This window comes from Salinibaculum rarum (assembly GCF_030505615.1).
GTDB lineage: Archaea > Halobacteriota > Halobacteria > Halobacteriales > Haloarculaceae > Salinibaculum > Salinibaculum rarum.
The window spans coordinates 26,476-38,513 of record NZ_CP129992.1; the positions used below are offsets into that span (position 1 = coordinate 26,476).

Genomic DNA, 12,038 nt, shown 5'->3' on the forward strand with positions numbered 1-12,038 from the left:
TATGAAAACAGGGACCAGCACTCCGCCGTAATTCCAAACCGTTGGTTGCAACGAACCCTAACGTGACAGGCCCTTCTGGAGGGAGACACCTTTCCAATCCTGTATGATTCAACAGGGTGAAATTTTATCTACCTCACTTCTGTGGAAACACGGAAAAACGTTCGGCATCATACCGCTGTGACATCACCGATATTACAAAAACAAACTCCTGTAATAGTAAAGATGTCATCATCCCTCCGCCTGGCCACGCAGATTGCCCCATCCAACGAAAGACGATTCCAAACCAAAATATTACATTCGATATTGGAGAGGGTGTAACGCTTGGATTTGAGTACCTCGAACAGCAGTTCCGTGAGACAGTCAAGCTGATAGGGTGGGAAGTTCAAATCGGAAACCCATCGCTATACAAGGGTGGTGGAACTATCTCATATATCTACGAGAGCCGCAAAGAGAGTGAAGAACTGCAGCGACGGGACGACATACGACTTATAAATCTAGGAGGACATGATCGATGAAAGACGATAGCACCGTTCGATACGATGAGTCACTCTCTGTAATACTACCAGCATTCAATGAAGAATCAATCATTGAAGAAATGGTTAATCTGACACTGGACTATCTTACGTCGAGATTCGAGGAGTTTGAGATTATTATTGTCGACGATGGGAGTACCGACCGCACCGGCAAAATCGCTGAGCGACTCTCCTCAGAGAGAAATAATATCAAAGTGTTACGGAATTCGGAAAGCTCCGGGAAAGCAACAGCTTTTCAACACGGATTCAGGGAGTCTTCATACGATTCTATATTGCTGTTGGATGCCGATCTGGAGTTAGACCCCCACCGTCTCGACGCATTCATAAGTATACGTGATCGAGAAAATGCCGATATCGTCGTCGGCTCCAAACGTCACACTGAGTCAGACGTAGAATATACGCTGTTGCGGACAATTTTGAGCCGTGGATATGCCCTGATAATACAGATACTGTTTTCGCTGGATGTCCGCGACCCCCAGACGGGAATGAAATTGTTTAATCGGCGTGCGCTTGAGGTGTGTCTTCCGAAGCTAACCGTCAAAGGACTTGCTTTCAGCGTCGAACTTCTCATCATCGCCCAAGAGCAGGGTTTCCATATCAGTGAGGCCCCCATTTCGCTAGATTACTCTGGTAATACCAGCCTCAGTGTCAGAACGATCGGAGAGATGCTCTACGATACCGTATCTATATTAGTGCAGCGTTATTTGTAATTTATAGAACAAGAAACGTAAGTAGGCACGACCGCAGTATGCCGAATTCCCAGATTCAGAGGCTCAGCATACTGTCCCCGTCGATACAGAGGCCCGAGCGGTTTTGAATGCTCACCGTACGACAGAGAAACCCCGTGGCAAAAAAGTCCGTCGCTCATCTGTAGAAGTCAGTACTTAGGATTTTCTCGAACCACTGGTCTGTGTTGAGTGTGAGGCTGAGGAAGTTCAGATAGCCCTGTAAGTGGTGTTTTGAGACACCTCGGAACCTTCGCAACCAGTTGCGAAGGAAACTGTGGCGGTTCTCACAGCTGTTCGTGTGAGCATCTCCGACCACGTAGTGGTCGTCGTGATTGATGGCGAGATGGCCATCAATCTCGTCGTACTCGTCGATTCCATCGTAGATGGTGTACTGATCTGTGCAGAGGATCGCTGGATCGTCTTCATCGCCGTATTCAACGATGTCTTCGTCTACGTCTTCGAGATTCTCACGAACGAGAAACCGAACTCGTCCGTCGGAGCGACGGACGAGTGTCACGACTGGCGGTTTGTCTGACTCGAAGGTTCCGCGTCCCTTTTTTGAGTCCGCGCTCGCGCGGACTCGCATGCTTGGTGCCTTTCTCACCCGCAACGACGTAGACTTCGTCAGCCTCACAGACCCCGTAAAGGTCAAATTCGGGGTCTTCCTCCAGAGCGTCTTGGACTTCATGCACGAAGTCCAAGACTGTCTTGTACGTCCGATCGATTTCTTGAAAGATGTCGTTGGTTGTGTGTCCTTCCATTTTGCTGATGATGTGAAACATTTCAGGGACAGAAAGCTGATGTTCCGCAAAGATAGTCTCAGTGAGATCGTTAAAGATACTATTACAGTTCTTACATTGGTAGCGTTGCGCACCCTTTCTGGTCGTTCCCTTCTTGATCGTGTCCGCACTGCGAGAGTGCGGACACGTCACCCCGTTCGGCCACCGGTGATCACGCAGGTACTCCAAACAGTCCTCTTTGTCAGGCAGAAACACCTCGCTGACGCTCTCTCTGCTGACCATGCTGTAGCAGACTACGAACTCCAGTCATGAGAAAGTATCCACCACTACAGATGAGCGAAAGTCCGTTGGGTGGTCCCACGCCACAGCGGGGACAACTTCGCCAGCCTCGTAGCCGCCATAGGGTGCGAATGGATCACTGTAAAGTGTGATCCATTGTCGAACTTCCGCACGGTCCTGTACTGTGATGACTTAGCTATCTGATGTTACCCGTTAGACCGCATGGCAACGTAACACAAGTGATCATCCTTGGTACGTTGGTCACGAACTGTATAGCCAAGTTGTGTGAATAGGCCTATCATAGTGTCCGGTTGATACTCAATCGCAACCCCACTTTCGTCACAGACAGCGTGGTGTTCGGCGATGATCAGGTCAGGACGTATTTCGATTTTCCTCAGGATGGAAAGCTCAGCACCGTCAGAGTCAATTAATAGGACATCACACTCTGGTAACTCTTCGGGAGCTTTAATTGCTGCCCCACCTTCATTGCCTCGCAGGCTAATTCTCTCGCCGACGATCGTGTGGTTGACCGCTACCCGGTTCTCGACGCCATTCAGGCGTATCGTTTGCTCTACCCTCTGAACGGACTGCTCAGATCCCTCGAAAACGATTACTTCGCCGGTTTTGCCGACTGATTCGGCCGCAACCACAGTAGAGACACCCCATCCACCGCCGATGACGACTACCCGTTCACCTTCCTCGATATAATCTTGGATGCACGCGACGTAGTTCTCCTCGTAATTCGGCTTGTCGGGAAACCAGGGGATAAATCGATCTCCGTAGGACTCCGGAAAAACCGCTCTGCCGTTGTACTGTACGTATTGCCCTGTCTCGGGAAGGAACGGTCGTATTGTTCTTCCGTATACTATCCAAATAAGACTGATGTATAGAATATATACCGTTCTCTTGAACAATTTGTAGAAACCAGCCGTCTTCTGAAATTCATTTGCCCGATAGATCCAAGATTTCATATCGTATAAATACCCCAAGGATACAAATTTTTTATTGTTTATACTGCTGGTGTGGTCGACCCCATCGAGAAAGAAGTAGTCGAGCCAGAGTGGGTCGGTAACTACTGTTGCCTGATTGTATGGGAGAAAACGGAAAGGATATTTTCGCGTGTGGACACACCGACAATGCGGCGTATTCCCGCAGTTTGTCTGTATAGCATTGGCCTGTCAATTAAAAAGAAAGAATCCGTTGACTCGAAAATAGCGTCACAGTGTCCTCAGTGAGTGCTGCAAGAAATCCAATCCCTCACGAGAGGCCGACTGTTGACGTGCCGACCTCTCGTGAATGCAAACTATTGCACGTAAAGTCGGCTCCAACAGTTCTCCGAAACTGATCGATTGTGACAACCACTGCATCCTGGTCGCGGTGTCCGAATTATTGACCGCACCATCATATTTTACAAGTACCTCCACAGTTGCTGAAGACGGCGCTGGCCGAAGTTGAAACGTTTGGATCCACAGTATAGTTTCAATCCCGTTCTACCAGCCAGCACGTACTTCTCCGCTGGCCAGTAACTTCATCTAACGAAAGACATATACTCCTATCTGTTTACTTTTTCCGAAAAGATAATGCTCTCAGGAAAAAATATTATATGTTCATTGCTTCGGGCGTACTCATCTTCGTGGATCCGGATTGTAATAGAGAGGCTCGGTATCCCTTCGATAACGTTCCGGTTATATCCGTACATGACAAAAGTTACAGGTTTGATTGAGAACCCTCTCCCATCGTGGAAATTAAAAAGCATTTCCAACCCTTATACAGTTGAATTTGGGGAATTTTCTATCAGATACCGCATCACAAATCCGCGAGAATATCGTGAAATCTGTGGAATGAGCTGTACGGACAGAGTAGTCGTTCCCGACCTGCTCGAAAGGCTCCAGACCGACGATATTTTTTGGGATATCGGCGCTAATCTTGGTACATTCACGTATTTCGCCGCGAAAGCGGCTTCAGAAGGCCGAGTCATCGCCATTGACGCCCAAAAACAAAACGTCGCCTACATCGAACAGACCGCACAATTAAATGATTTAGATGTAGAGGTTTATTCCCGAATTCTTTCTGCGAACGAAGGTGTTGGTTTGTTTTTGGGGGGTGAAGACCCAGGAGCATACGGATTTCTTGTTGACGAAGATTCGTACGAGGCGTCCAATGAGTACAACGGTTCCAAGGTCTCGACGGTCACAGGTGACGCATTAGTAGCCAATGAAGGAGTTCCTTTGCCTGATGTTATTAAGATTGACGTCTGTGCAAACGAGTATCCAACTTTGCAGGGCTTGCACGAAGTCCTTGCTCACAGCAACTGCCGGTTGCTATATTGTAATGTATACCGAGATCGGGGTAATCGATATCAGGAATCCCCCGGACAGGTTGAGGAATTGATTGAGCGTTACGGTTTCGATATTGAGTACTTGATAGACTGGTGGGGCGGCTATTATATTCGTTGTGAGCGTTAGTCCTCACTTTCAATTTCTGCCAGATTCAGAGTTTCAGATACGATGCAAACGACTCGGTCGTTTCGGAAGTCGGTCCAAGGTGTGCCGCAGATACGTTCAGCTGAGCGGTCACAGTGCATTGCTGTTTTGATCGATAGATGGAGGAGTTCGTGATCACTTCAGAGTGAACCTTGGTGGGTGATCCGAGAAGCATACGCAGTCATCCCAGAAGTTGTAGTACAAGCTCAGCAGATCGCAACGGAACCCAGTTGGTGATCACGTGGTTCTTCGGGACGGGCCGTAACAATACCTTAGTTAAGGTCACTGACGACCGTCGCGTCATCAGTAAGTGGGTCGTGTCATCGAGATCAATAGCAGTTCTTCCAGTGAGCACAGACCGACAGATCCAGCAGAGAACGATACCCTTCGGCGGTGGCTTCGCCGAGCGTAGGTGTGATAGAATGAGACGAGTGGTCGTCAGATTGGGAGTGAAACATTGTGAGGTCAGCAATGACCCTACCAGCATCTGAGTGAGCGACGCAGTCGGGTAGGACAGCAAAAGCAATTCGTGCAATAGGAAGAACCGATACGATGTGACGTATCATCTGCACGTCTCAGTCGAAAACTCAGCGACTCGAAAAACTCAGCGAGTCGGATCCGATAGAACCACGCGACCCCGATGATGCGAGAGGGATACTTGGCGATTCATCACGCCGTGCCAGATGTCTATTCATTTCGTTCAGCAAACTCACGAATCGTAATAAGATCAAAGTTTGTCTCGGCGAGAGAGATGACTCGCTCACTCGTGAGACCCTTTAAATCGTTCTCTCTCGCTGCATTCAGATCTTTTCGTGACGTCTGTCGATTTTCTTCATATTCACCCGGATGAACACAGAGCTCTGTCGAGGGGAACGCACTACTTTCGAGAAGGGATGTCAGAACCGATTCAGTCATATTACCAACATGAACCACACCAGCAAACGAGTCCGTGGCGATACTGGAGCGTCGACGAGTGAATGCACCTAGTATCGATAAGACAAATTTCTTTATTATCCCAGGATTGGCAATTGTTCGAAATAAATAGCCACTCGTGATAGCCCGTGTAGTCAACGGTAGTCTTTCGTGGCTATACCGTACATAAGGAATGTCATATTCCTTCGCGTATTTATCAAATATATCATATATTTTCGGTATCATATGGATGTGCATATGTGAGTTGAGGTGATCGACAGAATCCAAACGTGACATCGCGAGTGCTATCTGAGCGTTCACCTCTTTTCTAACGTGGGTAGGATCGATTCGACCCCTGAACCAATTCGTGTAGAAAGTGAAACCATCTGAATAAAAGGTGCCGTCGTCAGTTACGAGTGTTTCGACAGCATCCGAGTCAGTAATCGGCTCGCCGTCGGTGAGGGCGACATGGATGCCTCGTCCCAACCCAGGTCGCTGGTTAAGACATGTAATAGCATCATCGACTGCCTCTCCGACCATCATCAAAGAGGTACTCGTGAGAATCCCATTGTCATACGAACGTCGAATCCCGTTATTGATTCCAACAGACATACCTAAGTCGTCTGCATTGACGATGAGCTGATTTTCGCTCATCGCAGATAGTTCGGGGTGGATACAGAGAGACCGGAACGTTGCCTCTGAGTAATAGTCACAGACCTACACATAATCAATAACTATGACTAGTCCTATTAAATCATTACCCACTTATAGGGCACATTGTTGATTCAAAACGTTCACACACACACGTCGACTCGATTATCCCAGAGAAGGTATTTCTCTTGAGGTTTATCAACACAGGACGCCCGAGTTTATACCGCACATTCTATATATATTGGTGTATTCTAGTTCGACAATGGAGGTGAGGTCTGTCGTTGATAAGAACCATCTTGTGCTGTACATCATTACTACTGGGATTGTGTGTGGTCTTGTAGCCATCTCCTCGACGTCTGTTTTCAGTTCAATTCAGTTATCCTATATGAGCCCAATGCTCGTCCTGCTCTTGCTGGTGGCGTTCTTGATCCGGAGTTTCGTTGGATTACCACTCAGTATATTGATTGTTTTCGTTGGATTCAAATACCCGATCCGGATCGCATTCATTTTGGCGTTTACGGGTGCAATTATCTCTGCAATCCCTCCATTTGTTGTCGCACGACACATCAAGACGCCCTCTGGAGTAATCGGTATTGCTTCAGCAAAAAGTGAGACAATCGTATCGCGAATCGGGGGGCTGCGAAGCATCGTAGCTGCACGGATCTCAGTGGTTCCTAGTGATGTCGTCTCGTACGGATCGGGATTCTCGAATATTTCAGCCCGTACCTACGTGGCCGGCACGTCCATCGGCTGGTTCCCGGTAATAATGGTTCTTGTCACCATGGGAAACTCTTTGCAATCGCTCTCGTTTCAGTCAACTACGCTCCCACCAGAGTTCCTAATATCTGGCAGTCTACTAGCAATATTAATTCTCCTCCCGACTGTTTTTTCTGAGTTAGACATTCGGTAGTTCGCTAAGAGTTCTATGTTGTTCCGGATAATGGATCATCACTACCGTTGGTGCGGTGGCACGTTCGTATCCCAGATAGTGAGCGCTGTGACTTTGTCTTCCGACGATATCACGGGCTATGAATGCCGGTAACGACATTTCTCGAGAAACGAGTAGACCCGTCAACGATTACGGAACTAGCGACCAAGCAAAGCCTCTCGATGCGGGTATAGAATCAGTGCACTGGCTCCGAGTAATGCCAGAAGCGACAAGATTCCACCGAGATAGAACGGTGTGCGGTCGAACTGCAAACGCACTTCATGCGTGCCAGCAGGCACAAATACACCTCTGAAGCGCGCGTCTGCTCGGACGATGGTCGTTTTTTCTCCATCGATTGTAGCCGTCCACCACGGGTGATATGCGTCGGTAATGAGCACGAACGTGGGTCCTGTAGTGTCTGTCCGCAGAGTGACTTCATTTTGTGAGTAACCGACCACGTCTACCGATCCGTTCCCGAGACTTTGATTCTGTGGGACCCACGAGGGGACGGCACCTGGGTCAACGACCGCAGTCCGTCGTGGGTCGACACCGTCCATCGTCTCCAACTGTGAACGATATCCTTTTGTCGGCGCAGTCACGACTCGGTCGACTGCGAACGCACGGCTAAAGGCATCTGGATTCCGGTAGACCCAGACCGACGACTCCGACTGACGCCATATTCGCTCATCTCTCTGCCAGTACCCCTCCTCAGAGTTGACCTGTGCGTATGGATGCCAGCCTGAGTCGTTGGTAAGGTTGAGGCGCTCGTTCGTGACGCGGAACTCGATGTTGAACGCGTCGGGGTGCGCTTGCATGATTCTCACCAACCGGTTTTGTTCCGGTGGCGGGAGCGGGTCGTAGCTCCTGACTGGGTGAAACTCGTATGGCCCGGCGTAATGACGGTAAGGTAGCTGGCTGTGGAAAATGACTCGCGACGGTGGTGACTCTTCAGTCGCGTTCGACAGTGTTTCAGTTACGTTGTTGTGCTCAAAGATTGCTGCCGGCGACGCGTCATGGCGCTGTTCCATTAAGGGAATGTGGAGTCCGGCACCAACCAGGAGCACGGCGACCAAGATCAGAATATATTGATCATCCCGGCCACCGGCGTACGTGTACAACGCAGCGACGACAATGGCGAGCATGAACGTGAACACGACCCAGGAATGCACGACCGCTGTCAGTTCGATCGGTATCCCCCGTAGCGTCCCACCTCCGACGATAGTTCGCACGGTCATCAATGAGACCGTGATCAGCGCTGTCGGGGCGATAAGGAATGGTATGGCTTTTCGGAGTTGTCTGAGCAGATCCTCGGCTGGTACAGCACGGTCGATTCGCTGCGCAACTGCGCCAGTCGTGACGCTGCCGAAGATGACGAACCAGAGGAAATAGTGGTGGATGCTCCGCCAGCGCCCAAGGCCGGGGACGGTGAAGTATGCCCACTGCTGTAATAGTGTCTGGATCCCAGTCGCCAGCCCGAGGCCCAGTAGTGCCATCAACAGGGAGAACGTTATCGGAGTGTCACGCAAATCCGGTCGGTATGCTGCAATCACTAGCATCGCTAACGGCAGCAAACCAACGTATCCGATCCAGTACTCGCCAGCCATCGACGGCAACAGGAGCTGGTAGAACGACTCGAAACCGAAGTTGTACGCGCTGTTCCACGTGAGCGAGGCGACGCTTGTCCTAAACGAACTCTGATAGGCGACATAGGACGGTACCGCCTGTACGGCGAACAGGCCCAGGGACAGGACCACCGTCAAGCCAATCCAGGTCCAGTGGCGTTTCAGGACCGGCCATGGTGTGTTCCACGGCGGGTCGCGGTAGAGCAACACCCCAATCATTGCCGGTCCAACGACGAACGCGGGGGTGAAATGGTAACCCCCAAGCAGACTGAATCCGAGCAACACTGCCGTGACGCCGGTAAACCGTATGTCATCGCGTTTCAGGCTCCGATGCCATGCATACAGTACTGCTGGCGCCAGCGTAAACCCGATAATTTGTGGCGGACCGACGATGTATACATTAATATATCCCGCAGTCTCGAAAGCTAGTCCGGCAAGAACGGCGAATCGCCATTCCAAGTCGGCAAACGACCGCGCGAACAGTGCCGTCGCAATTCCGCCGATGACGACGTGGGCGACGAGGAAAGCATACACGACGCGGAGGTAGAGTTGGGGGCCGATGAGGCTTCCGACGCCATAGACGAGCCAGTTCGGCGGATACAGAAACCCGCGTAGCGGGTCTGCAGCCAGATGTTGTCCACCAAGGTTCCCAGGTGGGAACCACTGCGGGAACGTACCCGAACTCAGCCACGCTTGACCTTCAAGATACGCCGGATAATGGTAGATCGGAAAGTCACAGCAGAGGTGAACTTGATCCTGAGGCGCCGCCAGTACTAATCGCCAGTTCAACGCGAACGGAACGACCATCAGCAACAAGAGACCGAGCGTGCGACGGGAGCGGACACGCTCTCGCAATGCCGGCACTCGGAACGAGCTATCGGTTCCCATTGTTTGAGACGAACTACTTTCCGAGTTGCATACCGGTGCCATTCAAACTACCGATCATCGATACGGTAGCCAACCGCTGCGTTGATTTCGTGTCGCCTTCTCCAACTCCAGGATCGCAATTTCCATTTGGATTATTTCGTTCAATTCGAGACTGCTGTTAGTGCGGTTCCACCGAACGGATACAGCCGATTCCTCCACCTGACAGTGAATTTGTTAAAATCTAATACTTTGTTCCAGCATCCCAATCAATATGATACAACCTCGCACCCGTGTTGAGGGACGTCGGCGTGTTCACTCGACTGCTGATCGTCGGTCGAGTTGTTTGTGGAAGAACCCCACCGGGTCTGCGAAAGCATCGAGCACGAGTGAGCGGCAAGAAGACGCCCCAGGAGATCCGGCAGTACCTGAAGGTGCTCCACGGCGCCGACGGGGTCACGAGTCTTCAACCAGTCGGACGTCGTCGACGCCGCGGCGGACATCCTGCAAGAGAAGCTGCCGAACCAGGCGGCATTCAGAGAGGAGTTCGAGCGGACGGACTGGGGACGCGGCGAAAAGAGTCGCTACGTCCTCGCGGTGCTCGAGCACGAGCATTTCCGTCCTCCACGGACCCGCCATGACGGGTTCGGCGGCCCGCTACTCGGAGAGCCAGACCACATTGCCCCGCGCGGTGCGTACCGCTGTCTCAAGTACGCCCGCTGGGCTCACCGCCTCGACGGCACGGAGGAAGAGTTCGAACATCTGCGGGACCGCATCGGGAATCTCACGCTGCTCGACGCCCCGGCGAACTACAAGGCAGGGACCGACCCCTACCTCGAGAAGCGCGACAAGTACTACGAGAACCACCCCGATTACGCGATGACGGCGAAGCTCGCCAACGACTACGATTCGGAGTGGTCGCTCGACAACATCCGGGACCAGTCACGAGAAATCGCTGACATCGCCGCCGACATCTGGTGGTTCTAGCCACCTGAGTCGGCCGCCAGTCGATCTCACTCGTTCGTCTATTCCGGATTTGACACCGCCAGAAACAGCCAATTTCACAATCGGCCGTTTAAATAGCAGAATCTCAAGAAGGATTTGAACCCTTTTTATGTAAGCCGGTGGAGGGATTTGAACCCTCGGCCTATTCCTTACGAAGGAATCGCTCTAGCCAGTCTGAGCTACACCGGCAGACGGCGTCAGCGGTCTCCCGTGCGCACCTGTTTCTTGTACCGATAACCGCAATAAGGATTGCGAATCCGGACGGCCGGTTCAGTTCCGGCTGAGTCGCACGTCCAGCACGACGTTCAGTTCGTGTGGGGCGTACGAACGGACGGTGTGGCGCGTCTCGACGGTCACGTCGTAGTCCGGCGTTGCCGCCTCGCGAATCGCGCGCTCGCCGGGCCCGTACGGGTCGTCCTCGTGCTGGATGTCGTAGTAGTGAATCACACACTCCTCGCCGGCCAGCGCGACGGCCGTGTCGAGAAACTCGTCGGCGCTGTGTGGCAGATTCATCACGAGTCGCTCGGCCCAGCCCTCGTACTCGTCAGCGACCGCTCGAACGTCCCCGCAGATGGCTGTGACGCGCTCGGTCACGTCGTTTCGCTCGGCGTTCTCGCGGAGATACTCGATAGCGTCGTCGTTGATGTCGACGCCGACGGCCGCCGCGCCGCGCTTTGCCGCCGGGACGACGAAAGGCCCGACCCCCGCGAACATATCGAAGACGTGCTCGCCCTCCCGGACCTGCTCGACGACGCGGTGGCGTTCGGTCGCCAGCCGCGGCGAGAAATACACCGTCGCGAGGTCGAGGGCAAACGAACAGCCGTACTCCCGGTGGACGGCCTCGGTTTCGGTCCCGGCGAGGACCTCCCAGTCCCGGACCCGCTCTGTCCCCTGAATCTTCGATGCACGGTTGAGGACGGATTTGACCGGGATGGCCGACTCCATCAGCGCGTCGGCAAGTGCCTGCGCGCGCTCGGGGTCGTCCTCGTCGACGATTGCGATGTCACCGAGGCGCTCGTAGGACGGGGAAAAGTCGAGCAGGTCAGCGGGCATCGTCTGTGTCTCCCGCTCGGGCATCTCGCGGTGCACCACGTCGTATGTCGCCGGCACAGCGTCGGCGTCGGTCACGGGCACGTACAGCCACCCGTCCTCGACCACGATTTCGTGGGCGTCGTCGACAATGTCCAGTTCGGCCAGCGACGCGCGGGCCTGTTCGCCCGCCTCTCGCTCGACGCGAACGCACGGAACCGACATACGAGTGAGTCTGTGACCGGGTGCGGTAAGCCTGACGTT

9 protein-coding genes, 1 tRNA gene and 1 pseudogene are annotated in these 12,038 nt (G+C 52.4%); 4 read left to right on the plus strand and 7 right to left on the minus strand.

Translation table 11 applies throughout. From position 1 onward, the window contains the following. Positions 1–511: 511 nt before the first annotated feature. Positions 512–1,243: a glycosyltransferase gene (locus tag QYL91_RS00145; RefSeq protein ID WP_302081362.1), complete on the plus strand. Its 732-nt coding sequence runs from the start codon at positions 512–514 to the stop codon at positions 1,241–1,243. Positions 1,244–1,397: 154 nt separating this feature from the next. Here QYL91_RS00145 and QYL91_RS00150 read toward each other — a convergent pair. Next, positions 1,398–2,283 (minus strand): IS1595 family transposase gene (locus tag QYL91_RS00150; protein ID WP_302081363.1). Its coding sequence is split into 2 segments (ribosomal slippage): positions 1,398–1,821 and positions 1,820–2,283, totalling 888 coding nucleotides; the frame shifts between segments, so codons are not numbered across the junction. Between the two features lie 203 nt (positions 2,284–2,486). Further along, the gene (locus tag QYL91_RS00155) at positions 2,487–3,251 is read right to left on the minus strand and encodes a class I SAM-dependent methyltransferase (protein WP_302081364.1); all 765 of its coding nucleotides are present in this window, start codon (positions 3,249–3,251) and stop codon (positions 2,487–2,489) included. 726 nt (positions 3,252–3,977) lie between these two features. Here QYL91_RS00155 and QYL91_RS00160 point away from each other — a divergent pair. Continuing rightward, a complete protein-coding gene (locus QYL91_RS00160; protein ID WP_302081365.1) occupies positions 3,978–4,745 on the plus strand; it encodes an FkbM family methyltransferase in 768 nt (255 codons plus the stop codon). Between the two features lie 192 nt (positions 4,746–4,937). Here QYL91_RS00160 and QYL91_RS00165 read toward each other — a convergent pair. Both QYL91_RS00165 and QYL91_RS00170 read right to left on the minus strand, forming a co-directional pair. Beyond that, positions 4,938–5,275 (minus strand): annotated as a pseudogene (locus QYL91_RS00165) (ISH6 family transposase); the annotation flags it as partial. Between the two features lie 175 nt (positions 5,276–5,450). Beyond that, entirely contained in the window at positions 5,451–6,329 is an 879-nt protein-coding gene (locus tag QYL91_RS00170; protein ID WP_302081366.1) for a carbohydrate deacetylase, read from the minus strand. Between the two features lie 259 nt (positions 6,330–6,588). Between QYL91_RS00170 and QYL91_RS00175 the strand changes: the two genes are divergently transcribed. After that, positions 6,589–7,236 (plus strand): TVP38/TMEM64 family protein, encoded by a 648-nt coding sequence (locus QYL91_RS00175; RefSeq protein ID WP_302081367.1) that lies wholly within the window; start codon positions 6,589–6,591, stop codon positions 7,234–7,236. A gap of 176 nt (positions 7,237–7,412) precedes the next feature. Here the strand turns inward: QYL91_RS00175 and QYL91_RS00180 are convergent, their stop codons facing one another. After that, entirely contained in the window at positions 7,413–9,764 is a 2,352-nt protein-coding gene (locus QYL91_RS00180) for a hypothetical protein (RefSeq protein ID WP_302081368.1), read from the minus strand. Between the two features lie 492 nt (positions 9,765–10,256). Between QYL91_RS00180 and QYL91_RS00185 the strand changes: the two genes are divergently transcribed. Next, a complete protein-coding gene (locus QYL91_RS00185; RefSeq protein ID WP_302082883.1) occupies positions 10,257–10,727 on the plus strand; it encodes an HNH endonuclease family protein in 471 nt (156 codons plus the stop codon). A 132-nt stretch (positions 10,728–10,859) separates the two neighbouring features. Here QYL91_RS00185 and QYL91_RS00190 read toward each other — a convergent pair. Both QYL91_RS00190 and QYL91_RS00195 read right to left on the minus strand, forming a co-directional pair. Then, positions 10,860–10,934, minus strand: a tRNA-Thr gene (locus tag QYL91_RS00190). A gap of 81 nt (positions 10,935–11,015) precedes the next feature. Continuing rightward, positions 11,016–11,999, minus strand: a complete 984-nt coding sequence (locus QYL91_RS00195) for a class I SAM-dependent methyltransferase (RefSeq protein WP_302081369.1) — start codon at positions 11,997–11,999, stop codon at positions 11,016–11,018. Between the last annotated feature and the right edge of the window lie 39 nt (positions 12,000–12,038).

Bases quoted from the DNA above. Each gene is read 5' to 3' on its own strand.
- QYL91_RS00145 (WP_302081362.1), top strand. From the start codon at position 512: ATGAAAGACGATAGCACCGTTCGATACGATGAGTCACTCTCTGTAATA.
- QYL91_RS00155 (WP_302081364.1), bottom strand. From the start codon at position 3,251: ATGAAATCTTGGATCTATCGGGCAAATGAATTTCAGAAGACGGCTGGT.
- QYL91_RS00160 (WP_302081365.1), top strand. From the start codon at position 3,978: ATGACAAAAGTTACAGGTTTGATTGAGAACCCTCTCCCATCGTGGAAA.
- QYL91_RS00170 (WP_302081366.1), bottom strand. From the start codon at position 6,329: ATGAGCGAAAATCAGCTCATCGTCAATGCAGACGACTTAGGTATGTCT.
- QYL91_RS00175 (WP_302081367.1), top strand. From the start codon at position 6,589: ATGGAGGTGAGGTCTGTCGTTGATAAGAACCATCTTGTGCTGTACATC.
- QYL91_RS00180 (WP_302081368.1), bottom strand. From the start codon at position 9,764: ATGGGAACCGATAGCTCGTTCCGAGTGCCGGCATTGCGAGAGCGTGTC.
- QYL91_RS00195 (WP_302081369.1), bottom strand. From the start codon at position 11,999: ATGTCGGTTCCGTGCGTTCGCGTCGAGCGAGAGGCGGGCGAACAGGCC.